This window comes from Hyphomicrobiales bacterium, from assembly GCA_039973685.1.
In the GTDB taxonomy this organism is placed as follows: Bacteria; Pseudomonadota; Alphaproteobacteria; order Rhizobiales; family JACESI01; genus JACESI01.
In genome coordinates, this window is the sequence record JBDWKL010000015.1 from 12,121 (window position 1) to 37,403 (window position 25,283).

Annotated in this window: 21 protein-coding genes, 1 tRNA gene and 2 pseudogenes; 15 read left to right on the plus strand and 9 right to left on the minus strand. The window is 46.3% G+C overall.

Annotation, left to right across the window (positions count from 1 at the left end; genetic code table 11):
* Positions 1–235 precede the first annotated feature (235 nt).
* The 7 genes and pseudogenes from ABJO30_03785 (at position 236) to ABJO30_03815 (ending at position 6,399) form a co-directional block, all read left to right on the plus strand.
* Positions 236–790 (plus strand): recombinase family protein, encoded by a 555-nt coding sequence (locus ABJO30_03785; GenBank protein ID MEP3231929.1) that lies wholly within the window; start codon positions 236–238, stop codon positions 788–790.
* A 229-nt stretch (positions 791–1,019) separates the two neighbouring features.
* A complete protein-coding gene (locus tag ABJO30_03790; GenBank protein ID MEP3231930.1) occupies positions 1,020–2,405 on the plus strand; it encodes a hypothetical protein in 1,386 nt (461 codons plus the stop codon).
* Positions 2,406–2,791: 386 nt separating this feature from the next.
* Positions 2,792–3,112, plus strand: a pseudogene (locus ABJO30_03795) (DDE-type integrase/transposase/recombinase).
* A 121-nt stretch (positions 3,113–3,233) separates the two neighbouring features.
* The gene (locus tag ABJO30_03800) at positions 3,234–4,262 is read left to right on the plus strand and encodes a glycosyltransferase (protein MEP3231931.1); all 1,029 of its coding nucleotides are present in this window, start codon (positions 3,234–3,236) and stop codon (positions 4,260–4,262) included.
* Entirely contained in the window at positions 4,259–4,978 is a 720-nt protein-coding gene (locus tag ABJO30_03805; protein MEP3231932.1) for a class I SAM-dependent methyltransferase, read from the plus strand. Before ABJO30_03800 ends, ABJO30_03805 begins: the two co-directional genes overlap by 4 nt.
* On the plus strand, positions 4,975–6,054 hold the full coding sequence (locus ABJO30_03810) for a polysaccharide pyruvyl transferase family protein (GenBank protein ID MEP3231933.1): 1,080 nt from the start codon (positions 4,975–4,977) through the stop codon (positions 6,052–6,054). Before ABJO30_03805 ends, ABJO30_03810 begins: the two co-directional genes overlap by 4 nt.
* Before the next feature lie 3 nt (positions 6,055–6,057).
* A complete protein-coding gene (locus ABJO30_03815; protein ID MEP3231934.1) occupies positions 6,058–6,399 on the plus strand; it encodes a TylF/MycF/NovP-related O-methyltransferase in 342 nt (113 codons plus the stop codon).
* A 152-nt stretch (positions 6,400–6,551) separates the two neighbouring features.
* On the opposite strand, the pseudogene ABJO30_03820 reads toward ABJO30_03815, so the two are convergent.
* From ABJO30_03820 to ABJO30_03830, 3 genes and pseudogenes are all read right to left on the minus strand, one after another.
* Positions 6,552–7,653 (minus strand): annotated as a pseudogene (locus ABJO30_03820) (IS3 family transposase).
* A gap of 63 nt (positions 7,654–7,716) precedes the next feature.
* Positions 7,717–8,157, minus strand: a complete 441-nt coding sequence (locus ABJO30_03825) for a hypothetical protein (GenBank protein ID MEP3231935.1) — start codon at positions 8,155–8,157, stop codon at positions 7,717–7,719.
* A 101-nt stretch (positions 8,158–8,258) separates the two neighbouring features.
* Positions 8,259–8,335 (minus strand) — tRNA-Arg (locus ABJO30_03830).
* 175 nt (positions 8,336–8,510) lie between these two features.
* Here ABJO30_03830 and ABJO30_03835 point away from each other — a divergent pair.
* The 3 genes from ABJO30_03835 to ABJO30_03845 all read left to right on the plus strand — a co-directional run bounded on the left by ABJO30_03835 (position 8,511) and on the right by ABJO30_03845 (position 11,624).
* Positions 8,511–10,376, plus strand: coding sequence for a patatin-like phospholipase family protein (locus ABJO30_03835; GenBank protein ID MEP3231936.1), 1,866 nt, complete (start codon positions 8,511–8,513; stop codon positions 10,374–10,376).
* Between the two features lie 56 nt (positions 10,377–10,432).
* Positions 10,433–11,218, plus strand: a complete 786-nt coding sequence (locus ABJO30_03840) for a carnitinyl-CoA dehydratase (protein MEP3231937.1) — start codon at positions 10,433–10,435, stop codon at positions 11,216–11,218.
* Between the two features lie 94 nt (positions 11,219–11,312).
* Positions 11,313–11,624 (plus strand): 4a-hydroxytetrahydrobiopterin dehydratase, encoded by a 312-nt coding sequence (locus ABJO30_03845; protein ID MEP3231938.1) that lies wholly within the window; start codon positions 11,313–11,315, stop codon positions 11,622–11,624.
* A gap of 1 nt (position 11,625) precedes the next feature.
* Here the strand turns inward: ABJO30_03845 and bluB are convergent, their stop codons facing one another.
* Positions 11,626–12,270: a 5,6-dimethylbenzimidazole synthase gene (bluB, locus tag ABJO30_03850; protein ID MEP3231939.1), complete on the minus strand. Its 645-nt coding sequence runs from the start codon at positions 12,268–12,270 to the stop codon at positions 11,626–11,628.
* 123 nt (positions 12,271–12,393) lie between these two features.
* On the opposite strand from bluB, the gene ABJO30_03855 reads away from it, so the two are divergent.
* The gene (locus tag ABJO30_03855; GenBank protein MEP3231940.1) at positions 12,394–12,777 is read left to right on the plus strand and encodes a YkvA family protein; all 384 of its coding nucleotides are present in this window, start codon (positions 12,394–12,396) and stop codon (positions 12,775–12,777) included.
* A 19-nt stretch (positions 12,778–12,796) separates the two neighbouring features.
* Here the strand turns inward: ABJO30_03855 and ABJO30_03860 are convergent, their stop codons facing one another.
* The gene (locus ABJO30_03860) at positions 12,797–14,803 is read right to left on the minus strand and encodes a methyl-accepting chemotaxis protein (protein ID MEP3231941.1); all 2,007 of its coding nucleotides are present in this window, start codon (positions 14,801–14,803) and stop codon (positions 12,797–12,799) included.
* Positions 14,804–15,335: 532 nt separating this feature from the next.
* On the opposite strand from ABJO30_03860, the gene ABJO30_03865 reads away from it, so the two are divergent.
* Positions 15,336–15,887: an RNA methyltransferase gene (locus ABJO30_03865; GenBank protein MEP3231942.1), complete on the plus strand. Its 552-nt coding sequence runs from the start codon at positions 15,336–15,338 to the stop codon at positions 15,885–15,887.
* 6 nt (positions 15,888–15,893) lie between these two features.
* Positions 15,894–16,355: a hypothetical protein gene (locus ABJO30_03870; protein ID MEP3231943.1), complete on the plus strand. Its 462-nt coding sequence runs from the start codon at positions 15,894–15,896 to the stop codon at positions 16,353–16,355.
* Here the strand turns inward: ABJO30_03870 and ABJO30_03875 are convergent.
* Positions 16,352–16,993: a LysE family translocator gene (locus ABJO30_03875; protein ID MEP3231944.1), complete on the minus strand. Its 642-nt coding sequence runs from the start codon at positions 16,991–16,993 to the stop codon at positions 16,352–16,354. The genes ABJO30_03870 and ABJO30_03875 overlap by 4 nt on opposite strands.
* A gap of 203 nt (positions 16,994–17,196) precedes the next feature.
* Here ABJO30_03875 and ABJO30_03880 point away from each other — a divergent pair, with 203 nt between their 5' ends.
* Positions 17,197–18,432: an argininosuccinate synthase gene (locus ABJO30_03880; protein ID MEP3231945.1), complete on the plus strand. Its 1,236-nt coding sequence runs from the start codon at positions 17,197–17,199 to the stop codon at positions 18,430–18,432.
* Between the two features lie 151 nt (positions 18,433–18,583).
* Here ABJO30_03880 and ABJO30_03885 read toward each other — a convergent pair whose 3' ends face one another.
* Together ABJO30_03885 and ABJO30_03890 are read right to left on the minus strand one after the other, a co-directional pair.
* Entirely contained in the window at positions 18,584–18,985 is a 402-nt protein-coding gene (locus ABJO30_03885) for a WYL domain-containing protein (GenBank protein ID MEP3231946.1), read from the minus strand.
* Between the two features lie 149 nt (positions 18,986–19,134).
* The gene (locus ABJO30_03890; GenBank protein MEP3231947.1) at positions 19,135–21,102 is read right to left on the minus strand and encodes a methyl-accepting chemotaxis protein; all 1,968 of its coding nucleotides are present in this window, start codon (positions 21,100–21,102) and stop codon (positions 19,135–19,137) included.
* A gap of 408 nt (positions 21,103–21,510) precedes the next feature.
* Between ABJO30_03890 and ABJO30_03895 the strand changes: the two genes are divergently transcribed.
* Positions 21,511–23,673, plus strand: coding sequence for a bifunctional diguanylate cyclase/phosphodiesterase (locus ABJO30_03895; protein ID MEP3231948.1), 2,163 nt, complete (start codon positions 21,511–21,513; stop codon positions 23,671–23,673).
* Positions 23,674–23,720: 47 nt separating this feature from the next.
* On the opposite strand, the gene ABJO30_03900 is transcribed toward ABJO30_03895, so the two are convergent.
* Positions 23,721–25,160 (minus strand): DUF3179 domain-containing protein, encoded by a 1,440-nt coding sequence (locus ABJO30_03900; protein ID MEP3231949.1) that lies wholly within the window; start codon positions 25,158–25,160, stop codon positions 23,721–23,723.
* Positions 25,161–25,283: the final 123 nt, after the last annotated feature.

The window sequence follows — 25,283 nt, forward strand, 5'->3', positions numbered from 1 at the left end:
CTCGCCTTTCACGCAGTATTGGACTCCACCACCAAGAACGCCGCCCTATGACTCTCTGTGCGGGTTTATGAAGCGCTCCGCGCCAAGAGGGGTACGACAGGCGTGACCAGTGGCGAATGGCTGGATTAACTGACACCTTAAGTCTCACAAACTATACTTTTTGAGATTGACAAACAGCCCGTCTCTTTTTATGTCTCAGAACTATATTCTCATAAAGCTCTAGGAGTAACGAGACATGGCCATCATCGGATATGCAAGAGTATCAACCACAGGACAATCATTGGAGACACAGGAAGGACGCCTAGAGAGTGCTGGCGTGGAGAAGCTCTACTCAGAGAAGCGCTCAGGTGTTGACGCGGTCCGCCCTGAACTAAGGGCCTGTCTCGACTATGTCCGCGATGGAGACACCCTCATCGTCACCAAGATAGACCGTGTTGCTCGTTCAGCAGCAGACTTCCATTCAATCTTGAAGCAACTCAGCGACAAAGGCGTGTCTTTCAAAGCCCTAGATGACCCTGATGCAGACACCTCCACCCGTTCAGGCAAGCTCTTGATCGGTATCCTTGCACTCATAGCTGAGTTTGAGAACGACATCCGCAAAGAGCGGCAGATGGAAGGGATCGCTAAGGCAAGAGCCAAGGGGACAAAGTTTGGACGTAAGAAACAGCTCACAGACGAAGCTATACACTCCATCGCCTCCATGCGTGAAGGTGGCATGACCGTCCCCCAGATTATGCAAGACACAGGCCTCTCCAAGGCATCCGTCTATCGGGCTTTAGCTAACAACTAACTTTGTGCATCAGCTAATCGGTGTTTGTTACTAACTTGCAAAGATGGGCTGCATAAGGTCAACAACTTAACGTCAAAACCTGAACTGGCTCACATCGTCGTGACTAAGGCCAATTTATGTGACAATGCCCATTGTGTGCCTATTTTATTCCATTATCTTGACGATCATATATTCACACAGCTCTAATCATAGAGAGGTGTTTTTGATATCCAATATAGGCCCTGTTTCTATGCTGCATTGCGTTAAGTTATTATCTAAGATTATTGCCACCTTCCTGACATTTCTAGTCACATTCGTTTATGCCAGTATTGCTCATGCAAACGGTAGCTGGGAGCCGATAACAAACACTCAATCCGGCAAGGGAGCAGCCGTTTGTAATAATTCTCAACTGAACTTGATCTGCTTCGGCTTAAGATGCAAAGCAGGGCAAAAACCCGAGTTTGTGATATTTTTCACTGGGGGGCAATTCAATCAGCCCATTGAGACGAAAATTCTAGTCGATGGCAACCCAGCGTATCCACTCACATTTCGCCCTATCAAAAAGAACAGTGAGCTTGGTGCAATCTTCAAGTCAACCGATGCCAATCTTTTGGGTCTTTTAAAAAACGGGTCGCAAATGACACTTGTCACGCCTGTTAAAAGTCATCGGTTTTCACTGCGTGGATCGTCGCAACACATACAGCGAGCTGAAAGACTTTGTGGACTGGGTCAGTTGACCACAACACAAACAATTGCACCTAAAACGACAAATAGTAACCAGAACAAGTGGGTCTTTAGGCCGTCAAGTGCGCAGTTTCCTTCGGCCTCTGCTTCCGTTTGCAGTACCAGCAACCCAAACCATTGTTTTGGATATAGATGCAATATTCGATCACCACAAGTATACTCATTCGTATCGACAAATGATCCCGCATCTCCGCGAATTGAAACTGATGTATTCTATAATATTGGAGACAAAAAATTCACGTCAAAAGCTTCGGTCACGGGTGAAGCCTTTGAAGGCATTATCGAGTTCGCGTATGAAGTCGATGTATCAGGCAGCTGGCAGTTTCTCTCGGCTCTTTTTTCCAACCCCTCTGTGCACATCACAAGCGATTTGTTCAGCCCCTTGCATTTTTCACTGAATGGCGCGTCTGCAGCGGTGAGCCAACTTATCGGCCATTGCACTCAATTACAGTCAAATCCGGCAGTAATTTCAGATTCAGATAACCAACCTCAAACGGATTTAAAAAAAGAACCTACCTCTGATGCTACCAATCTAAACAAGGTCATAAGCCGCGAAATTACTGAAGGATGCGAAACAAGCCGAGGCAAGATTGCACCCAGCGGACTGACTTTCAAAGATTTAAACAATGATGGAAAAGAGGATCTAATCTTATCTCATCACGCTATTTCATGCACAGGGGGCAATCTCAAACGCAGCCTTTATTGCGGTGCTCAGGTATGCACAACAAAGATATTTATACGGCAACAGGCCGAACTTAAATTTGAAATAGAGTTCTTAGGATCTGTTGAAACAATCTCAAATGATGAACCACCACTTCTATCGCTCATCAGTCATGGTGGTGAAAAAGCAAAGATCAGATGGAATGGTCAAAAGATAGCGGTGACTAACTGAGCCCAGCCTTAGGCATTAAATCAATTAGATAAATGGAGTGCTTTGCTCCAGCTAGGAATGGTATCCAGATGCAATGGAGGTCCTTCAGGCTTCGTGGCACCTGAGAAAAACAACAAAACTGTTACAGAATATTGACACAGCAGACACCTACAAATATACGTAAGTCATTGTTTTTATTAATCTATATACTCAACAAGGCGTTTCCCCTAGGCTCCACCAAATTTTTAGCAACTCTCTTAAGGTTGGATTGCACTTCAGGTGCACCTAATAGCAATTTGCATTGCACCCAGCACCTCAAAGAAGCATTTTTCAACAAATAGCTTTCAACTTAATCCGCAACTAGCGTTATCACATTAACTTTTGATCAAAAGTTTTGGTATCACTCGCTGTTGCGTGCCGTTGATCAGGACGGGTATGTTCTTGATGAAATCTTACAAACTCGCCATTATACGAAGGCTGCGAAACGCTTGTTACGACGTTTGCTGCAGAAACGGAGCTTGCCAACAAGGCGTATCCTGACGGATAAGTTCAGATCCTGTAGAGCAGCAAAGCGTCAGACCATACCTAGTATCAAGCATCTCTCTCATAAGGGGTTGAGCAATCACACCGAAAATTCTCATATTCCATTAAGAAAGCGAGAACGTATGATGCAAGGTTTACGGTCCGTGGGTAGCTTGCAACGGTTCTGTTCAATCTTCTCGGCCCTATAGCCCTATGTAATCCCTTCGTTCCATCCCGCTTAAAACGCAACGCTTTCCAAAATCCGTTATTAATGCAAATTATGTTCAATCAAAACAATCAGGCAAAACAATCAGGATACCTTAGTTTATGAACACCCATTCGGTTTTCGCTGTTCAAGTAGTCGCAACGAAATCCTTTGGCGGCATTGAAACAGCAGCCCTCGCCTACGCTCATATGTTTGATGAATTGGGCATCCCATCTGTGTGCCTTTATCGCGGTCCCGGCACGGAAATGCTTAGCTCTGCTGGCGTTACTGTTATGCCTCTGCCCGATACACTAACAGGCCCTTTAAAATACATACCGTTTGTAGCAATGCCAATCATTTCAAAACTAAAAACACTTGCAGGCAAGCGTACACTTTTGTTCGTAGTGCACAGCGACCTCGCTCTTCAAGCACTGCGGCGTCATTTCCCGCAAGCAAAGTTCGTTGCTCCCTGTCACTCAGATAAGGCCACACGCAAAAAAGACGCTGATCTGGCAATCACACTGAACAAGAAGCAACAAGCGCATGTTGAAACTATTCTAGAAGGCCACCGCGCCAAAGCAGTTGAACTCGGCAACCCATTCATAACATCCAGAAAAAAGGCTCCGGCCAGCGATAAAATGAGGATTGTCTTTTGTGCCCGCTTTACGCCAGTTAAAAACCCTCTCGCTGTTATCAAAGCTCATGCCTGCCTCAATAATCCACCCCCGCTCTTGATGATTGGTGATGGCGATTTAATGGGTGAAGCGCGCGAGGCTGCAGGTGACGACGTAGAGTTTCTCGGTTGGCGCGGTGACCCATGGCAGCATATTAGCCGTGATGATATCCTTATTTCGCCTTCATCATGGGAAGGATTGCCATACATGATCTTGGAGGCTCTCGATCGGGGTGTTCCCGTCATCGCAAGTGACATTGCTGGTCATTGCGCTGCCCTTAATGATGGGGATTATGGCACCCTCACACCTCTTGGCGACCATGCGGCGCTGGTTGCAACCGTGCAGGAAGCTATTGCCAATCCGAACGTTTTAAGAGACAAAGCAGAAAAGGGTATACATTCAATCTCAACACGCTTTGGGCCAAAATATTTTTGGCAACGCTTAAGTAGCGCATTATCTGAAAAGCCTGCAGTATGAGCTTATATATCAATTCCTCACGCCACTATTTGAATGAATTTATGGCGGCATTTGCTTCTGACACAACAGCAGACATGATCGTGCTGGATGCTGGAGCGGGCGACGCGCCGTATCGCCATTTATTCAATCACGCAACTTATGAAACTGCTGACCTCAAGACCGTTGATAAAAGATATATAGATGTCACCTATGAGTGTGACCTTGCCGATATTCCCGTAGACGACGGACGATTTGATCGCATCATTTTCAACCAAGTTCTTGAACATGTACCTGATCCACAGCCCGTGCTGGCAGAGCTTTGTCGCACCCTAAAACCTGGTGGTCAGATGATTTGCTCAGCCCCTTTGTTGTTTGAGGAACATGAACAACCCTATGATTTTTATCGATACACGCAATTTGCCTATCCAATTATGTTTGGCAAGGCTGGTTTCAAGGTCGACAATATCATGTGGCTTGAGGGCTATTTCGGAACTTTTGCCTACCAACTCAGAAAAGCTGGTAGAAACATCCCCATTTTTCATCCACGCCTATCAAAGAATATCTTTGGATTAGCAGCTATTCCTTTATTATTGATAGCGAAAATATTGGCCCGCTTGGGTGCTGGATTTTTCTCAAGGCTCGATCTCATTGCAAAGATTGAAGATCGCGGCAGCCCTAAAAACTATGTCGTTATTGCTCACAAAGCTGAACAAACAAATGACAGAGGAATGGAATGAAACAGATAAATTCCCTCGTCCGGTTTGAGGCTGCTGCGCGCGCTTCCGAAAGCCCATTTGAACTTACCGTGTTTGATACCGCAATCGGATCACAAAATTTGGGCGACCAAATTATCATGAAAGCCGCCTATGGCGAGCTGCGACGTTTGTTCCCACAGGCGCATTTATGGTCCTTGCCAACGCATGATCATTTTGGTCCCGCAGGGCGAAAGCGCCTGCGCCATTCATTGTTTTCCATCGCTTGTGGCACTAATCTGATTCATCAGGAAATGCCCAAACGCGGTCATTGGCGTCTACCAAAACGATTTCCGATTCCAGTTGGATATTATCATCCAAAACGACTTGCACTTATGGCTGTTGGCTCTAATGCGGAAGATCTGTCTTCATCGGCGACATCTTTTTTGAAAAAGTCTCTGTGGTCAGCAGTGCCCGTCAGTAGCCGAGACAAGAAAACTGCAGACATCTTATCAAAGGGAAACCTATCCGCAGCGCATACCACCTGCGTCACCATGTGGGATTTGCCGAAAGATCATGCAGAACAATTACCAAAACATAAGGCTGAAGCGGCCGTTGTCTGCTTGACCGGCACTCGTAAGGCACCGCATGAACGCGTCGCCTTTGATATTCAGCTTTTGGAGAAAGTTCGTAGCTCTTACAAAAAGTGCTATTATTGGCCCCAAGGGCAGGTTGATATGGAATATTTTTTATCCCTCGACCAATCAGGCTTTGAAGTCCTGCCGCATTCACTTGAAGCCTATGAGAACCTCCTCACATCGCAACCTTCACTCGATTACATAGGTGCACGGCTGCATGGCGGCATATTGGCAATGATGCACGGCTGTCGCCCTTTGATTGTTAAAGTCGACAATCGAGCCGCAGATATCGGCGATAGCGTCAACCTGCCTGTAATCGGGATTGAAGACCTCGATAGTATTGATACCATGATCAATCAACCACGCGAAACGCGCGTTTCGGTTCCCTACGATGCCATTGAGATGTGGAGATCCAATCTTATTAATGCTGTAGAAGATTTGCTGCCAACGTCGATCAATCTGTCTAAATTTCGTGGTCGTTGAAACATGAGGGCCTTAAGAAACTTTCTGTTACCGACAATTGCGCGAAAAGTTCGTCGTGATCGCCTGACTTATCTGTCTCCAGAAAAACTGAAGAGCCTCATCTCAGTCATGAAGAAGGCCAACGCAAACGGTGTTGAGGGCAATGTTCTGGAAATGGGCATAGCGCTGGGCGGATCAGGCATTGTGCTTGCGAGCATTATGGGAGAACGGGACTTTTACGGGTATGATGTGTTCGGCCTTATCCCACCTCCAAGCGATGTAGATGGCAAGCGGATCAATTTTGTGCCTGGTCTATTTGAGGGCACATTACCGCACGATGGACCTGATCCTCCCCCAATGAATTGATCCATCTGAGAAGTTAGTATTAGGAGGGCTATAGAATGGCTAGAAAGCACCATAAACTGGAAGAAATTGTCACTAAGTTACGGCAGGTTGACATTGACCTGAGACCCAACTTCCATCTATTTTTGAGTAGAGTCCATCGGTTTATTTTGACCTTATGCGGCCTGTTTTTGCAAGGTCATTTTCCTCGCATATTCAATAGGCGTGAGATTTCCTAGGGATGAGTGTGGTCTGTTCTGGTTATAATCCTCCTTCCAGTCATTGATTTGAGTTCGAGCTTCACGGAGTGAGGAAAACAATGTTTCGTTCAAGCATTCATCTCTGAAGCTACCATTGAAGTTTTCAATGAAGGCATTGTGCATCGGTTTTCTTGGCTGAATGTAATGCCATTCGACATTGGTTTCTTGGCACCATTTAAGAACAGCCATACTGGTGAGCTCGGCGCCGTTATCGCTGACGATTGTTCGTGGTTTTCCGCGCTGTTGAATAAGGTGTGTGAGTTCACGCGTTACACGCGAACCAAAAAGTGATGTGTCGGAGACGAGCGCCAAGCATTCACAACTGAAGTCATTGACGATTGCAACACTCGAAACCTACGACCGTCTGTGAAGCTGTCAGACACAAAGTCGAGAGACCATCGTTCATTAGCTCTGGATGGTAACAGCATTGGTCTACGTGTCCCCAGTGCCCGTTTCCTGCCGCCACGTTTGCGAACTTGAAGCTTCTCCTCGCGATACAAACGTCGGAGTTTCTTCTGGTTCATAACAATACCTTGACGCTCAAGCATGACGTGAATGCGCCTATAACCAAAGCGGCGGCGTTCTGCCGCCACCTTCTTCATAGCTTCTCGCAGGTCAGCATCATCCGGACGCATGGATTGGTAGCGCATACTCGACCGATCAATTTTGAGAATGGTACACACCCGACGTTGACTAATAACGCCATGCCCTTTGCAGGCGCGTGCCACAGCTTTACGCTTCGCGTCAGGCGTCACCACTTTTTTGAGTTGATGTCCTTCAAAACCGCATTATCCAGCATCTGTTCGGCAAGCAGCTTCTTTAGCTTCGTGTTCTCTTCCTCAAGCGCTTTTAGTTTGCGAGCATCCGACACATCCATGCCGCCAAACTTCGATTTGTATTTGTAAAATAATGCACTGCTGACACCGTACTTCCGGCACACCTCCACCGTTGGTGTTCCCGCTTCCTGTTCCTTGATCATTCCAATGATCTGTTCTTCTGTAAAACGTGACTTCTTCATATTCTGTCTCCAATTCGTTGGGACAGACTCTAGCAAAAAGTGGAGGAGATTATGGGTCTCAGGTCAATATTCTCCAGCCTGTAGCCTTTGCTCTCTCTTGTTGTCTGGTGCTTTAAGCTTGAGCTTGTCCAGTGGGTTCTCCTTGAGGGGAATATTCCATTCATCCCTAGCAATATTAAACATGCTCTTTATTGGTGTTAGTTGCCTTTTGAGTATAGCGGGTTTGACTTCGTTCAGTCGTTTGTCTCGGTAGGATGCAAAGTCAGAAGTGTTTAGCTGGGCCAGTGTCTTCGAACAAATGTCGAGTTCCAGAAATGAATTGAGAATGATAACTTCTAAATCACGGTGATCGTTAGATAGTTCCCTTCTATCCTGTGCAATTTCAATGTATCTTGCCCATTCTCTTGTATCTTTGTATTGTGTGAACGTCTTTGTGATGTCGGGATAACCGTGTCTCCTGATTTGAACCTGAAACTTGTTTCCTCTTTTACGAATTGTAGCCATGGCGAAACCTTTACTGTGACGTGAGTGTGACAGCAGCGGATTTCATTCATTTATCTTGGAGGCCAATTTCCCCTAACGTATTGTTATACACTGGAAGTTCATGGTGCACCCGACAGGATTCGAACCTGTGGCCTCTGCCTTCGGAGGGCAGCGCTCTATCCAGCTGAGCTACGGGTGCTTTAAGCCATGCGTGTGATTTACAGGATCAATGGCAGCTTCGCAATCGCAGATCATTGATTTGCTGATTTATTCTTCATAGCTTCCGTCACGGCAGTCATTTTTGGCCATTTAAATTGTTGATTGCATTGGGTTTGGGTGGTTGAATGTGGCAATTTAGGCGGGAGGTATTGCAATTGGCGAAGACGAAACTTGAGGCGCATTCGGATGATGCTTTGGTTGCACTTTTGCGCTCAGTGTCGCTTTTTGCAGAACTGAACGATGCCGCCTTAAAGACGGTTTCTAAATTATCACGGATTGAAAGCTTATCTCGTGGTGCTGTTTTGATTGAACAAGGAGACAAGTCTGACAGCCTTTATGTTGTGATGCGTGGCCGTTTTTTGGTGATGGCTGATGATCGATTGATCGCGGAAATTAATGAGAGCGAGCCGATTGGTGAGCTTGCATTTTTTACCGGAGAACCGCGCACGGCGACTGTTGTTGCAGGACGCAACAGCCAAGTTTTGGTGTTTGATCGCGCGGCTTATGACAAGGTTATTCAGCAGACACCGCAAATTGCTAGTGATCTTTTGGCCGCGATTTCAGCAAGGCTTGTGAAGGCCACAAAGAAAGCGCCGACTCTACGGCCACAAATACCAAAATCCGTTGTCTTCATGCCAATTGGCAACCAAGCACTGCCAAGCACTTTCGTTGAGCAACTGCAGGCGACGATTGGTGATAAGGCCGGTTGGCAAGTTGTAACCCTTGTTGATGCGGCTGAGGCAGTTCGTGATGATGAAGCTGAGTTGGACCTATGGCTGCAAAGGGTGCAGGAAGACAGCGAAAATGCAGTCATTGTTGTTGAAAATCCAACTGAGAATTTGCCTTGGTACAAAGCTGCAATTGCCAATGGCGACAACGTCTTTCTTGTCGGAAAAATGGCTGCATCAATCGATGATGTGCCCGTTGTCACAGGTTTAGAGCGCACAATTTTTACAGATGCTTTGCAAGCCAACACTCAACTTGTTGTCCTTCGTGATCAACATGCTGAGCCGATAAAAAACACGAAGATGTTGTTGGCCGAACGTCCAGTTGCTTTGCATCATCATGTGGCTCTTGATCGCCTTGAAGACTTTGAACGTTTGTCTCGGTTTGTGCGCGGCAAGGCGATTGGCCTTGTGATGAGTGGCGGAGGAGCCTTTGGTACGGCGCATCTTGGCGCGATTAAGGCGATGCAAGAAAAGGGTTTTGTGTTCGATATGGTGGGCGGCACCAGCATTGGGTCTGCTATGGCCTCCGTTCTTGCCCTTGGTATGGAAGCAAGCGTTGCGGTTGAAAAATGTGAGCAGATTTTTTTAAAGAGTAAGATCATGAACCGGATGACGGTTCCAATTTTTAGTTTTATCGATTCAGTAGCTCTTGATGAACAACTCAAACAGCACCTTGGAGAGATTGATATTGAAGATGCGCCGCTAAACTTCTTCTCGGTCGCAACCAGCCTCACCACCAATGATGTCAGCGTTATGAGTTCTGGTCCTTTATGGAAGGCTGTTCGAGCATCGTCATCGCTCCCAGGCCTGTTTCCGCCTTTGGTAACCGATGATGGAGAAGTGCTGATTGATGGGGGGCTGCTGGACAACGTGCCAATTGACGTAATGCGCCATTTGAAAGTGGGTCCAAATGTCGTGTTCAATTTCAAGCAGTCCAAAGATTGGCGTGTCAAAACAGCCTATGAAGACCTTCCAGGGCGTGGGCCATTGCTGATGCAAACATTGCGACTAAGCCGTAAGAAGCGACCCCGTTTTCCGCGTATTGCATCGATTTTAACGCGATCCATGATTGTCAGCGCACGCCGCTTAATGGAGCAGACTGATACAACAGGTGATGTTGTGATTGATCTAACACCCTTACCCGGAATGGGCTTTTTGGAATGGAAAAAAGGGCGCCGACAATTTGATGTCGCCTATGCAGCTATGGTGGAGAAACTCTCCGAGCTACATCTGGATGAGGCAAAGCTTGATGAAGATGAACGCTTTGCGCGGCTTCAAAAAATCAAGACTTAGGCAAATTGCAGTGCTAAGAATACATGTCGGTTTGTTTGGTGTTTAAAGGAAACCCCATGAGTGATAGTCCCGTTAAAATTCGCAAAGAAGATGGTGTCTTTGAGCTAACGCTTGATCGGCCAAAGGCCAATGCAATTGATCTGGCAACAAGCCGCATTATGGGAGAAGCGTTTGCTGAATTTCGCGATGATCCTGAATTGCGCGTTGCGATTGTTACGGGTGCTGGCGAGAAGTTCTTTTGTCCTGGATGGGATTTAAAAGCGGCAGCAGATGGCGACGAAGTGGATGGCGATTACGGCGTCGGCGGGTTCGGTGGCTTGCAAGAGCTGCGCGATTTGAACAAGCCAGTGATCGCAGCGGTTAATGGTATTTGCTGCGGTGGAGGTTTGGAACTAGCGCTTTCTGCCGATATTATTTTGGCCGCCGATCATGCAAGTTTTGCCCTACCAGAAATACAGTCAGGCACAGTGGCAGACGCTGCATCGGTCAAGCTACCAAAGCGCATCCCTTATCACATCGCCATGGAAATGCTTTTGACCGGTCGTTGGATCGAAGCGGAAGAGGCCCATCGCTGGGGCATGATCAATCAAATTCATCCATCAGGTAATTTGATGGAGAAAACTTGGGAAATGGCGCGGCTTTTAGCCTCTGGTCCACCGCTTGTTTATGCGGCGATTAAAGAGATTGTTCGCGATAGCGAAGACAGCAAATTCCAAGATAGCATGAACCGCATTACGAAGCGCCAGCTCGCAACCGTGGATGTGCTTTATGGGTCTGAAGACAATCTAGAAGGGGCAAAAGCTTTTGCAGAAAAGCGGGACCCTATTTGGAAGGGCAAGTAAAACCGCCGATCAAGGCACTTCTAACAAAGTAACCATGCAATCGCCGCTAATCGTGCTTACATGAATGATGAGAACTTTATAAAGGGTAATAAACATGGCTGTAAGATTGACAGACGAAGAACGCGCAGCAGCGCTTGCGCCTTTGACTGATTGGCAAGAAGTCGACGGTCGTGAGGCTATTACGCGCGCTTACAAATTCAAAGACTTCAATGAAGCTTTCGGTTGGATGACCCGTGTTGCGATGGTGGCTGAAAAAATGGAACACCACCCTGAATGGGCGAATGTTTATAACAGCGTCAAAGTAACGCTTTCGACCCATGATGCAGGCGGCATAACCCAGCTTGATGTCAATCTCGCCATCATCATGGATATGATTGCGGCTGACATGTCTTCGATCGAACGCTAAGCTATTTTTCGATCCAATTTGTTGCTGTATTTTGCTGCCATTTTTCGCGGTGGAGCAAGGGAGTATCTTTGTTGTTTTCTGGCCATCCAAGACACAAGTAAGCTGAAAACTCCCAATTTTCTGGAACTCCCAGAATATCTTTGATGCCTGCAGGGTCAAGAATAGAGACCATACCAAGCCCTAGGTTTTCAGCGCGTGCTGCAAGCCATAATGTGTGAACGGCCATCGCAGTGGATTGCCGTAAAGTTTCAGGCACTGTTTGGCGCCCAAGGCCGTGGCCCTCACTTGGGTCTATTTCTGTGAAGACTGCAAACTGTTCTGGCGCCTTATCAAGGCCTGCCAACTTCAGCTTGCTATAATCAGCTTTTTGCTCATCCTCGTAGAGAAGGCTGGCTTTTTCATTAGCTTGTTCGAAATTGTCTCGAATGCTTTGACGTAGCGCTGAGGATTTCACCCGCACGATGCGCCAAGGCCTCGCATTGCCAACGGACGGCGCAAGTTCCATCGCTTCGCGCAGCCGCTCCAACAGACCTTCTGCGACGGGATCTGTTTTAAAATGACGAACATCCCGACGCCATGTCAAAATGTCTCGCAGGGTGTTTTGGTGAAGAGTGTCAAACAGCATGATGATCAAATAACATGGCATGATATGAAAGCCATAATGATTGTTTGGTTATTTCTGATTTCATCAAAGACGACTGTTAAAGTCGCAATATCATCGTTTATTCCCTATATTAAGGGAAGGATATTTGAAGAAAGGGCGTGTTTTATGACAAAACCATTGGACGGTGAAATTGTGCCTGCAGATGAGAGCACGCCAGTGGATAGTGCTAAAGCTGCAAATGATGAGGCGAAAGTTCGCAAGGATTTTTGGACCACTTTCAAAAAGGCACTCAAGTATATTCCGTTTTCTCAGGAACTTGTCGCGGCTTATTATTGTGCGCTTGATAAAGAAACACCCTTTCATGCGCGGGCAACTCTTCTAGCAGCGCTGGCTTATTTTGTGCTGCCAATTGATATCGTGCCCGATTTCATCATCGGCCTTGGTTTCTCAGACGACATGACAGTATTGGCGGCGACCATGTTGCGCCTGCGCCAATACATTACAGATGACCACCGTGACCAAGCGAAAGAAGCGTTGGACGATTTTTAATTTGCCTCATGGTCAGCGTTTAAGCCGCGCGGATGGCTGTTAAGAACCGGCGAATATCGAAGCGAAGTTCTTCAGCTTGTTGGCTCAGCGCAAAGGAAGCGTCCAATACTTGCGAAGAAGCACCGTCTGTCTCTTCTGCTGCATGACTGACACTGTTGATGTTTACATTCACATCTTGGGCACCAGCAGAAACTTCTTGCACGTTGAGCGCAATTTCATCGGTTGCACTGCCTTGCTCTTTAACAGAGTGTGAGATCGATTCAGAAATTGAATCCATCGATTTAATGATCTTTGAAATCTCGTCAATCGCCGATACAGTATCATTTGTCGCTGACTGCATCTCATTGATCTGACCGCCAATTTCATCGGTTGCGCTTGCTGTCTGCTCAGCAAGGTTTTTAACCTCAGATGCCACCACCGCAAAGCCACGACCTGCTTCACCAGCGCGCGCTGCTTCAATTGTTGCATTGAGCGCGAGCAGGTTGGTTTGCTCTGCAATATCAGAGATAAGTTTCACAACATCGCCAATTCTTGATGCCGCTTCTGTAAGAGATTGAACGCGTGATGTTGTCGTGTCCGCGGTTTTGACCGCGCCTTTAGACATTTCAGCAGATTCGTCCACACGCCGTGCAATCTCTTGAATAGATATGGAAAGTTCTTCCGCAGCACTCGCAACCGTTTGTACGTTTTGAGAAGATTTAACTGACGCGGCAGAAACGTTGCTCGTTTTTGTCAGGGTTTCCGTTGATGTGCGGGCCAATGAGCCTGCTAAGGAATTCATTTGTTCAACGGCCACACTGACGTTTTCAATTGTAGTTGTGGCTGATTTTTCAAAAGCATCAATTTCTTGGTCGACGGTTGCTTGACGCTTTTCTTTGACCATGTGCTCGCCAACCTGCTCTTCTCGCAGCCGTTTTGTTTCTGCCATGTTTGTTTGGAACACTTGTAGCGCTTTGGCCATATCGCCAATCTCATCTTTGCGCTCCACATTGGCAACTTTGATTTTCACATCACCATCGACAATCTTCGACATGATCTCGATCATTTGAACAAGTGAACTACTAACTTGGCGCGTTGTGTACCAAATACTAAAGCTGATGATGAGGGCAACACCAATAGTGATCATCAGTTCGATGATTAGGAGCTGTCTTGCTGATGATAGACGATCAGCAACGTTTTTCTCATTCACGCTGGCTGCCGTATTTAATAGTGAAATTGCGGTTTGAAGAGCTTCTTCAGATTGAGTGAACAGCGTGTTGAAGTCGGTTTTATATGTTGCCTCTTGGCTGTTGGCGAACAGCTGCAAACGAAGTTCATTATACTCGGTGAAGTATTTTTGCTTCAAGGTTTGAATGCCAGCCTTCACATCATCACCCAATTGATCGCTATCGCGTGTAGCCCAAAGCGCCTCCCAAGCTTGGAGTGCCATGCCGTGATTTTTATACATGTAGGCAATATCTTCGCGTAGGAGCGGATCTTTGCGGGCGGTTGCTATCGCAAACAACGTGCGCTCGCGTCCGCCATACTCTCGGATAGCCCAAGCACGTTGGATCACAAGGTCTGTTGCAATGATGTCTGAATCAATCCCTGCCATGTGTCGACGGATCTGATCGGAAAGGCCATTAAACTCAGAAACAGTTTTCTTAATTTCAGTCGGAATTTGCTTGACCCGACTTGGAGCTCTTTCAGCAAGAGAGACATTGAATAACGGTGCTGTTTCTTCACGCAATGTTGCGACTTTCCCTTTCAACGCGACCAATTGATCAAGATATTCTTGGCGTTTAGGAATGTGCGTGGCTGATCTCAAAAGTGTTTTGGCTTGATCAAATAAGCGGGCAGATAATTCTCGTTGTGTGACCAGCATTTTTCCAATCTCGGGAGAAAGCGGGCCATCAAGATTGAGTGCCACTTGGGTCAAAGAACGCTCCAAAGACAACTCGATCGTGGCTTTGGACAAAGCCGTGCCAATTTGGACAGATTCAGACGCAGTTTCCAAATTTTGAAACTTACTCCAACTACTATTCATTGCAACACTTAGTAATCCAAAGATTATAAGTGCAATCATAACATTACTAGCAAGCATTATATTTCGAATTGAAAACATGGTCTTATCCAATATACATAATTAAGCCATATTGATCACATGCGTTGGTTAACAGTGTCTTTCCATAATAATTAAATTCATCTTTTTTCTTTTAAAATCATAGAAATCTAATTTTATTTGATTATTTTTACTTTCTTTGGTGATTATTATGAACTATTTTACAGCTAATTTTCTATGGAGCGATTTTGCATGAGTGTTTTTGGAGGGTTTATGCAAGAAACAACAATCTCTTCTACGAAAATTTAGCGCCGCAAACAGACATTTGACCGCCATCAAAATAGAGCGACTTCTGGAGCTTGCATGACGAAAGTGATCGCCCTGCCTGCCGCTCCTCGTCCCCCCAAAATCACATTCAGGCTAAATTAGCTGAACACCTCATCAAAAGAACCGTCGATCAAATTGGACAATTCCCAACGCGCCCAGTATCAACACATTGAACAAGGGGAATGGATATATGCGCGGTTATTTTGCAGTTGGGGTTGAAGGCCTTTCCAAAACAGGAAATTTCGGCAATTTGATACGGACAGCTCACGCTTTCGGGGCAAGCTTCTTTTTTACCGTCAACGCGGAAACCAAAGTCATGCGATTTGGTGGCGACACATCACGCACCAGCGAGAACATTCCCTATTATCCGTTTGAAAATGTCGAGGCGATGCAACTGCCGAAAGACTGCAAGCTCATCGGCATAGAGCTGACAGATGATGCGATTGAACTACCAAGCTTTCGCCACCCACCGCGGGCTGCTTATGTTCTAGGCCCAGAACGTGCGTCACTCTCTCCGGAGATGACAGCGCTTTGTGATTTCGTCATCAAAATTCCGACCAGCTTTTGCATTAATGTGGCAACGGCTGGCGCCATCGTTATGTATGACCGGATCGCGACCTTGGGCAAATTTGCAGAACGTCCTGTAAAATCAGGCGGGCCGACCGAAGCCCCCCCAGAACACATTTACGGGTTGCCGCGATTTCGCACGGATCGCACCGTGATGGACAAAAACAAGAGCTAGCAAAACATGGTTTTATTCTTCCGCGTCCTCACCCGATTATTCGTATTGGTGCTGGCTTATATCTTTGCCGTTTGTGCAGGTCTGGCAACCATCGCAGCCGCCATTTGGGGCTGGCAAATCAACTATGTCGATTTTACAAGCCAAACGCCCGAACAAGACATCATCAATTTGTTTGCGTACAGCACGATTGGCATTTACGCCTATGTCAGCATCTTATCCGCAGCCGCCACACCTGCTGCCGTCTACGGTCTGATTACCGAAGGCCTTTCATGGCGATCCCTCACCGTGCACGTGCTCGGCGGCGGCGCGATTGCGCTTTATCTCTTGCTGGTTGCGAGTAATCTGGCATCCCAACCCCCTCAGCAAGATATCATCATCACCTTAGCTGCTGGCTTTGTTGCCGGTTTCATCTATTGGCTAATTGCAGGTCGCTCTGCCGGAAATTGGCGCAGCAAAGTAACGCTCTAACGCGCTTGGGTGAGCAACAGCTTTATTGCGAAACCACCTAAAACACCGGCGAAAATATAGTCTATGGAGCGAGCGACCTTCGGGGAGCGCTTCAGGAGTGTCGCTATTTTATCGGCGTAGAAAATCATCGGCGCCACAATGAACATCGCAAACACCGCAAACGTCGTGCCGAGGAACAAGAGCTTACCAAGCGCGTTCGCATCATTCGATGACACAAATTGCGGCAGGAACGTTACGAAGAAGACGATGATTTTTGGATTGAGCAAGTTAATCCCAACCGCCTTCATGAAGACGGCCTTGAGCGATCGTGTTTTCCCCTTTTGGCCATCAAGCGAAAACGCAGAACCACCGCGCAAAGCTTCAAAGGCGAGCCACGCGAGATATAAAGCGCCTATCACCTTCAACACGGTAAAAGCGGTTTGTGATGCGGCCAATAGGGCAGACAATCCAACCGCCACCATAATGGTATGAACGAAGATGCCAGCCGTCGCACCAAACATGGCGGCGAAACCAGCAGCACGCGATTGACTGATTGCTTTGCCGAGGAAGAAAATCATGTCTGGTCCTGGCGTGATCGACAAAACGAAAACGGCCGCGAGGAAAGCAAGAAAAACAGGAAGGGTCGGCAAGAAGTCCATCGATAACCTTGAGAGAAAATAAGCAGCCATCATTAAGCTACTGGGTTTGTGTTTGGCTCATAGTGTTGTACCCAACACCCAACAAACGCAACAATGAAACGGCATAGCTGTTTTATAATATCCGCTTTTATCTTGCCTATTCATCTGTGATGGATAAAGTGCGGCCCAAATCCTGACCATCGTGAACGTAAGAGACCTCTCCCATGTCTGAATTTGATAAATCCAAAATCAACAAAGTCGTCCTAGCCTATTCTGGCGGCCTAGATACCTCCATTATTCTAAAATGGTTGCAGCAAGAATATGAATGTGAAGTGGTAACCTTCACCGCTGATCTTGGCCAAGGCGAAGAGCTGGAACCAGCCCGCAAAAAAGCCGAAATGATGGGCATTAAAGAAATTTACGTTGAAGACCTTCGCGAAGAGTTTGTCCGCGATTTCGTTTTCCCTATGTTCCGCGCTAATGCGCTTTATGAAGGTGTCTACTTACTCGGCACATCGATTGCCCGCCCACTTATCTCTAAACGTCAAATCGAGATCGCTGCTGAAACCGGTGCTGACGCTGTTTGCCACGGCGCAACGGGCAAAGGTAACGACCAAGTACGTTTCGAACTTGGCTATTATGCTCTCAACCCAGACATCAAAGTGATCGCCCCTTGGCGTGAATGGGATTTAACAAGCCGCACGAAGCTCATTGAATTTGCCGAGAAAAACCAAATTCCAATCGCCAAAGACAAACGCGGCGAAGCACCCTTCTCCGTGGATGCGAACCTCCTACACACCTCATCAGAAGGTAAAGTGCTAGAAGACCCAGCGATTGAATGCCCACCATACGTTTTCTCCCGCACAATCTCGCCAGAAGAAGCGCCAGACAAGCCGACGATCATCGAAGTTGGTTTTGAAAAAGGCGACGCTGTTTCCATCAACGGTGAGAATATGACGCCAGCAGAAATGCTGACAGCGCTCAACAAATATGGCTATGAGAATGGCATTGGTCGCCTCGACCTTGTTGAAAACCGCTTCGTCGGCATGAAGTCTCGCGGCATGTATGAAACACCGGGTGGCACGATCTTGCTCACCGCACACCGTGGCATTGAATCGATCACGCTTGACCGTGGTGCTGCCCACCTTAAAGACGAGATCATGCCGCGTTATGCAGAGCTTATCTATAACGGCTTCTGGTTCTCGCCTGAGCGCGAAATGCTGCAATCATTGATCGACAAAAGCCAAGAAATGGTAACAGGCACCGTGACGCTGAAACTTTATAAAGGCAACGTCATCCTACTCGCCCGTTCATCACCATACACGCTCTACTCAGAAGACCTCGTGACCTTTGAAGATGGCGCCGTGGACTATGACCACAATGACGCGGCTGGATTTATTAAGTTGAACGCTTTGCGCCTGCGCACTTTGCGCCAAAGATTGAAGCAATCTGAGGGGTAAAACCTGTTGCTTGCGAACTTTAGGACCACGGAACATCTTAGATTTTGATGTTTCGTGGTTTTTTTATGAGCGGTTGGAATACGCAAGAGGCTTGATGGCCGCCAACTTTACGCTCACCTAGTCGTTTAAAGGTGGCACGGGCCAGTCAGTACTACTGGCAAATATTCTCTTTGATAAAACAATTGGTGCCGATGCACCCTTTCCACCCTTCAGCTTTAATTGATTGCGATTTTTCATTAAATGCGCCGTCAATAACCTTAACTGACTTGATTTTATCAAACCTGAAAATCCGTTTGGAAGCGTAGTCGCGACCCTTTGTGCAGCCACGACTTTGCCAACCATGCATATATAATTTGCCGTTATGACCGATGGCGACTTGATGCACATCGACAAGACGCGGAAGGCATCCTTTGCTGGCATCTTTGTCGTAGACTATCTCAACAACTTGGTTGGTTTTTGCAGCCGTACAAAGCGAGGCTTCGTGCGTCGATTGGGCTTGTGCAGATGTGGGAAGAGTAAAAACCAATGCTATTGCGACATAACTTAATTTCACTACTCAACCCCTTAGACCATCTCATATTCACTTAAATCTAAATACAACGAATAGCCTCATCTTGCAAAACGCCACCCTCTTAGAAAGAAATGCAGCAACCCAAACGACGAACCATTTTAAAGAACCTCGGTTTAGAGATCATACCAACCTTAAGCTGCTTTCACCTCGCTCAGGAAGCTTTCAACCATGCTGCGTAACTCTTGAGATTTTTGAGTGAGCTGGTCCGAAGCATCCAGAACAGATCTTGCTTCATTGCCAGCATCTCCAGCGATCTGGCTTACACGCGTGATCGTGGTTGAGACCTCAGCTGTGCCTTGTGAAACATCATTGATGTTGTTTGCAATTTCAGACGTCGTCACATCTTGTTCTAGGACGGCGGCAGAAATGTTTGTTGCCACATGCTCCATGCCGTCAATAATGCCGACAATATCATCAATTGCAGAAACAGCATTTTGAGTTTCATTTTGAACTGCACTGATCTGTTTACTAATCTCTTCAACAGCCACAGCGGTTTGCCCAGAGAGACTTTTCACCTCACTTGCAACGACAGCAAAGCCTCTGCCCGCCTCGCCTGCACGCGCCGCTTCAATTGTCGCATTAAGAGCCAAAAGGTTTGTTTGTTCAGCAATGTCATTGATCAAGGTTACGGCTTCACCAATGCGGCCTGCTGCATTCACAAGCCCTTGCACTGTCTTTTGCGTTGCGTTTGCTTTCGCAGCAGCATCATTTGAAATTGTTGTCGAATGAGTGACCTGTTCGCCGATCTCTGAAATTGATAGAGAGAGACCCTTTGTCGCCTCGGCGACCAAGCCGATGTTCACCGTTGCACTTTCAGATGTAGAGGCAACGATCTGCGCTTGGCTGTTGGTTTCATCCGATATCGAAGACATGCGTTGAGCCGTCTCTTTCAAGATAGACGTCGAATTTGAAACGGTATCAAGAACGGATCTGATGCCTGTATCGAAGTTATTATTGATAACCTCGATCTTCCGCGCACGGTCAAGCTGTTGAGCTTGATCAGTAGCACGTTCTGCAGCGCGTTTCTCATTCTCAATTATATTCTCTTTGAAGAACAACAAAGCACGCGACATTTCGCCAATTTCATTTTTCGAATCAACCTGTGGCACTGCAATAGAGGTGTCTCCGCCAGCAAGCTGACGCATTGCATCGGTAATCTTTTTAATTGGACCGACAATGCTTCTACCAATCAAGTATGCCAATCCGATGGTGAGGACCAAAATCATTGCGGCGGTAGAGAGTATCGTTGTCTTAGTTTGCGATGCGGATTGTTTTAGTGTCAATTTCGCTTTCGCAACTCCAGCCAGGCTCGCTTGTTCCAGTGAATCAAAAGACGGGGCCATGTCAGCGAAAACTTTACTGAGTTTCTTCGTTTCAGGCTTCAACGTCTTTGCAATCTCAGCATATTCTCCAAATTGCTTGTGATATGCGTTCATCAAAGTGGAGATTTCACTTTTATTCGCTGTAGAAAGATTCGTTGTAGCGAGAATAGATTTAAACTCATCATGGCGTTCGGTCTGGCGAGTAATATACTTCTCCAACCCACGCAAAATGAAATCTTTTTCATGGCGGCGCATCATCAGCATCTTCACCATAAGTGGATCAAGGTTTGTTGCCTTAAGCTTTTCCTCAACACCGTGAACAGCTTCCCGCAATTCACCTTGCAGACCAGACTTCTCATCCAAACCGAGAGTCTCAATCAAATTTACTGTTTTTGAAAACTGTTGCTTGTGTGCGCCCACGCCTGACATAAGTGTGCTAATAATTTCGTCATAAGAAGCTGCAACACTTAGCTTGGAAATTTGGGAGAGGTGTTTTTCTGCATTTTCAGCCGCAGCTTGATACTTTGAAACGTATTTAGGGTCTTTTCTAATTAGAAAATCCTTCTCACTACGCCTCATTTGCAAGGTATCAATTTTGACCATCAAAACCAATTCTTCTAAGTGAGCATAACTAAGCTCATCTTCGACAGCTGTATGGGTTTGACTTTCACCCACCAAATAGGTGATCGACAAAATAACGGTGCCAAAGACCGCTATTATTGAAAGAAAGAATATTCTTACACTTACTTTGAATTTGTCCAAAAATTTTGTTACCAATTTGCCATACTCCAGCAATAAAAATATCTCCCAAGATGGATTAATGGGCGCGGAGGATTAAGATTAGCTTAAGTAAATTCGCTTTCCCTTATCTGGCATTAAAAAATATAAAAATATCAATTAAAACAAATACTAAGGGGGAATAAAGCTATCATCTGACGCTTCAATTTCGTCCTTGAAATCATTATTTTCTCCCGTTTTGCAAACGGGTGTTTTATATTTTTTGTCAATTTATTTATGAAAAAAATCATCGAAATTTTACTACCCTCCTAATAACTACCTCCTAAAATCTAGCAAAATTTATTCACTATTCATTTGCGATGTAATTCGAATCCCAAACCCAATTAACTCGATTGTGACGGACCTTCATTACCGTGGAATTAGGCTTCATTTTGGGTGGTCATGGTTATGAAAAACAAACATAAACGCACTATTGGACTGATCTGCTTAGCGGTTGTGATTTTTTTCACGGCAAGCATCAGTGCGCTTAATTTTTCTATCAATCGCGCTTTATCCAATAATGCCGAGAAAACCGGTATTAATTGGTCCAAGCACATAGCCCATCATATTCCTGATCTCGGCGACCGCCAATATTATGAGAGCTTTAAAAATCTTCAGGGCGCGCTTCGCACAGAAAACCTTGCGCGGCTTGCAACAGACATCGTCAAAACCAGCGACGTTTTCCAGATAGATGTCGTCAATTCTGATTGCTATTGCAGCATCAGCCTTGGCTCTTATTTCACAAAGCACAACAAAAAATCACAGAAAATTCTTGTCCGTCGGACCCATGCAAAGCCAGACAAAAATTTTAAGACCGACACATTCAAGGAAAAAGCATCATCTCTTCCGCCACACTTTTCTCACTCGGTTATGAAACATATTTTGACCAGCAAGAAAAAGTTGCACAAAGCATGGCAGACCAAAGGAAAGTCACTGCAACAGGTGTCAATCGATTGGATGAAATCCGCACGAATAGCCAGTGATCACCAAACAAGAACATACGTTCAAACGGGCGACGGCATCGAAGCGCCAACTGTTTACGCTGAGGTTTTTTACTCTGTCAAAATCAATGGCGAAGTCATGTATATCCTCCGGACACTCGTGAACATTGAGGCGAGTGCCGCAAGCTACACACTTTATCACTATGGCGGCTTTACATTGATAATGGCGCTGTTGGGCGGCTTCTTCGCCGTACCCGCACGCAACTATTGGCTAGCAAGAGAACAAAGCCTTGCACTGGAAAAGAAAGCTTCGTTCTTTGAAACTTATGATCCCTTGACGAAGGTATTAAATCGCAACGCGCTGCATGAAGCTGCGGAAGCGCAACTGAAAATCACAGGGAAAGATAGTTCTCCTTGGGTTTTAACTCTGGTTGAATTGAGGAACCTTGCCGAGATCAATGACATATCAAGCCATAATTTTGGTGATACTGTTTTACAGGAAATGGCTGCAATTCTTGAAGCCCAATGCGGAAAAAGAAGCATCATTGGTCGCATCAGCGGCGCGACCTTCGCAATCTTAATGCCACAATATCTTTTTAATAAGAGGCAAGAATTCATAACACCAAAATTGAAACGTGGCTTTCAAATGGACATCGAAAACCGCAAGGTTTTAGTCGATTTGAACAGTGGTTCAGCTCAATATCCAGAGCATGCAGACACGTTTGATAATTTGCTGCGCAATGCCTCTTTGACCTTAAAACAAACGCAGGAAATAGGCGTCAACATCCATAAAACCTTTACGCCAGATTTTGCATCAGCTCACCGTGCGCGCGCTGCATTAAAGCGGTCTTTCAAGAATGCTATTTTGTCGCAACAAATCATGCCGTATTACCAGCCCATTATAAACGCGGAAACAGGGCAACTTGTTGGGCTTGAAGCGTTGGCGCGTTGGATGCATCCAGTAAAGGGTGTTTTATCACCAGCGGCTTTTTTCACAGCTCTTGAAGATCCCGAAATCTCCGCATTGCTTGGCAAGGAAATGATCCGGCTTGTAACAGGGCATATGGGCTTTTGGAAAGCCGAGAAAGTCCCCTTCGGATATGTCGGCGTTAACATCAATGATGGTGACCTCGAGCGCAAAGGTTTTGTTCTTGAAACAGCGAAAGCCATTGCAGACAATGGGCTTTATGGGCCCAATCTATCTTTGGAAGTCAGCGAAAACTGTATTTTCGGCAAAAATAGCGATGATTATTTAAAAAAACTAACGCTACTCAAAGACGCAGGGTGCCGGATTGCATTGGATGATTTTGGTACAGGCCACTCATCTATCAGCCTATTGAAGAATGTGCCCTTTGACACCGTCAAGATCGATCGTTCCTTTATTATCGATATTGAGAACAACCCGAAAGATCGCGCCATTGTTAAAGCACTGACGGACTTGAGCCAGTCAATGGAATTCAAACTCATTGCAGAGGGTGTTGAGACCGATGAACAATTGGAAACAACCAAAAACCTAGGCGTTTCACTTATTCAAGGTTTCTTGTTTGCACAACCAATGCCGATGTCAGAGGTGGTAAGCTTCATCAAAACGGCACAGCGCTCAGCAATACCAGTTAAGATGGTGAGCTAAACGAGAAAATGCCCGCAAAGTCATTTCCTGGTTAGAAAGAGCTGCTTCTAGCCCTTATAGAGTTCGCTCTCTACACCAAGATAGCCATCCCACGCGAACCAATAAGCCACATGACCTGCAACACGGGCGAGCTCTTCGCCGTTTGGTCCAATCAGAAAATCTTCCGAGATCTTCCAGTCGCCGGCCTCTGACTTGATAACACCGTCAACACTACCTGCATTGAAGGTTTGATCACCACGTTGATAGGCCCGAACCGTGCGGGTATCAGCGTCGCCAATAAGCACAATATTATTGCCTGCCATTGTGTCATTGATAATTTTTTTGTCGCTGAATGCCTTTACTGGCCATGCTTTCGCTGCGCCAAAATCGCGAATGCCAAACACAAATTCTTTGCGCTTTACATCGCTCTCATCGCGCACACGCGTCGGGAACATCAAATCTGGGCTTGAGAAATATTCGTTGTAAACAACGCCAGAACCGTAATCACGCAAGTGGCCCGTATCCAGTGACAACACTTTGGTATCTGGATGCTGCTTGCGCCATGCTTCCCACGATGTGATGGTCACAGGGCGGATTTTCAACTTAATATTCTCATCAACCAATTTACCTGCAACAGGCTCACCCGTAAATTGATTCCAAAGTGAATTGGTTTCGCGATCAAACATCAGTTTGTTTGAGCGGTAGAGAAAGCCTGACGAGCCAAACACCAACGGCTTTTCGCGGCCTTCTAATTGGGTTTCAAACAAAATGCCTGCCCCACACAAAGTGCAGTAAGCAAGGGCGACAGGAACGCCGCCAATAACGTCGTTGAACATTTCGTGCCAACCCATAACACGCAGCGGATAAGCGCGCACATCGCCGTTGATTTCAACACCAAAGACGAGATCGGTATTGAGCATATAGCCTGCGTCTTTTACATCCACGAGTTTTGGATTGTCGAGCGATGGAATGCCATCAACCCGCACGCCGCCCCACGTAATTTCCTCAAGGCGAATTTTCATCTTCTCACGAGAAGAATATTTAGGGTCAAAGAACTGTTCGAACTTTGGATCGATATTGTAAAAGAACCGCAGCTTTATCGTGCGATAGCTTTCATGAGGCACAATTTCTGGGTGTGTTTCCTGCCACAACATCGCATCACGCCAAGTAACAATCTCTGTCCCTATCAATTTAGATAAGGCTGCTGCCATCGGCTTATAGTTTCCGCCAATACGAAGCATCATAACAAGCGTTGGAACAATATCTTTGTTGCCGCGAGCAACCAATTTATCCAACGCGTCAAGGCGTTCGTCGCTCGAGCCTATCAAAGCCAGCATGGAGAGGTCTTCAATGGATTTTTCAACAACCAGTTCAGCTGGAGCAGCGTCATCGCTTGATTGAGCAGCCGTGCGATCAACCAAGAATGCAGTTGCCGAAGCAGCAATCAACGATGCTGTCACCAAGGCTCCAGCGCGTGAGAACAAAACAGATTTCAATCGTTGGAACATTCGTCTCTCCAAAAGGGCTGAAAGCCTCAATGCTTTTGAAAAGCAATACAACACCCACACACTAAGATTAAGAGCCGCAAGCCCCGCCTCACGCGCATGTGTATGAAAGTGAAAAACCCGGCT

What these genes read in the sequence shown, in the direction of transcription:
- ABJO30_03785 (MEP3231929.1), top strand. Translation starts at nt 236, where the DNA reads ATGGCCATCATCGGATATGCAAGAGTATCAACCACAGGACAATCATTG.
- ABJO30_03790 (MEP3231930.1), top strand. Translation starts at nt 1,020, where the DNA reads ATGCTGCATTGCGTTAAGTTATTATCTAAGATTATTGCCACCTTCCTG.
- ABJO30_03800 (MEP3231931.1), top strand. Translation starts at nt 3,234, where the DNA reads ATGAACACCCATTCGGTTTTCGCTGTTCAAGTAGTCGCAACGAAATCC.
- ABJO30_03805 (MEP3231932.1), top strand. Translation starts at nt 4,259, where the DNA reads ATGAGCTTATATATCAATTCCTCACGCCACTATTTGAATGAATTTATG.
- ABJO30_03810 (MEP3231933.1), top strand. Translation starts at nt 4,975, where the DNA reads ATGAAACAGATAAATTCCCTCGTCCGGTTTGAGGCTGCTGCGCGCGCT.
- ABJO30_03815 (MEP3231934.1), top strand. Translation starts at nt 6,058, where the DNA reads ATGAGGGCCTTAAGAAACTTTCTGTTACCGACAATTGCGCGAAAAGTT.
- ABJO30_03825 (MEP3231935.1), bottom strand. Translation starts at nt 8,157, where the DNA reads ATGGCTACAATTCGTAAAAGAGGAAACAAGTTTCAGGTTCAAATCAGG.
- ABJO30_03840 (MEP3231937.1), top strand. Translation starts at nt 10,433, where the DNA reads ATGAGTGATAGTCCCGTTAAAATTCGCAAAGAAGATGGTGTCTTTGAG.
- ABJO30_03845 (MEP3231938.1), top strand. Translation starts at nt 11,313, where the DNA reads ATGGCTGTAAGATTGACAGACGAAGAACGCGCAGCAGCGCTTGCGCCT.
- bluB (MEP3231939.1), bottom strand. Translation starts at nt 12,270, where the DNA reads ATGCCATGTTATTTGATCATCATGCTGTTTGACACTCTTCACCAAAAC.
- ABJO30_03855 (MEP3231940.1), top strand. Translation starts at nt 12,394, where the DNA reads ATGACAAAACCATTGGACGGTGAAATTGTGCCTGCAGATGAGAGCACG.
- ABJO30_03860 (MEP3231941.1), bottom strand. Translation starts at nt 14,803, where the DNA reads ATGAATAGTAGTTGGAGTAAGTTTCAAAATTTGGAAACTGCGTCTGAA.
- ABJO30_03865 (MEP3231942.1), top strand. Translation starts at nt 15,336, where the DNA reads ATGCGCGGTTATTTTGCAGTTGGGGTTGAAGGCCTTTCCAAAACAGGA.
- ABJO30_03870 (MEP3231943.1), top strand. Translation starts at nt 15,894, where the DNA reads ATGGTTTTATTCTTCCGCGTCCTCACCCGATTATTCGTATTGGTGCTG.
- ABJO30_03875 (MEP3231944.1), bottom strand. Translation starts at nt 16,993, where the DNA reads ATGGACTTCTTGCCGACCCTTCCTGTTTTTCTTGCTTTCCTCGCGGCC.
- ABJO30_03880 (MEP3231945.1), top strand. Translation starts at nt 17,197, where the DNA reads ATGTCTGAATTTGATAAATCCAAAATCAACAAAGTCGTCCTAGCCTAT.
- ABJO30_03895 (MEP3231948.1), top strand. Translation starts at nt 21,511, where the DNA reads ATGAAAAACAAACATAAACGCACTATTGGACTGATCTGCTTAGCGGTT.
- ABJO30_03900 (MEP3231949.1), bottom strand. Translation starts at nt 25,160, where the DNA reads ATGTTCCAACGATTGAAATCTGTTTTGTTCTCACGCGCTGGAGCCTTG.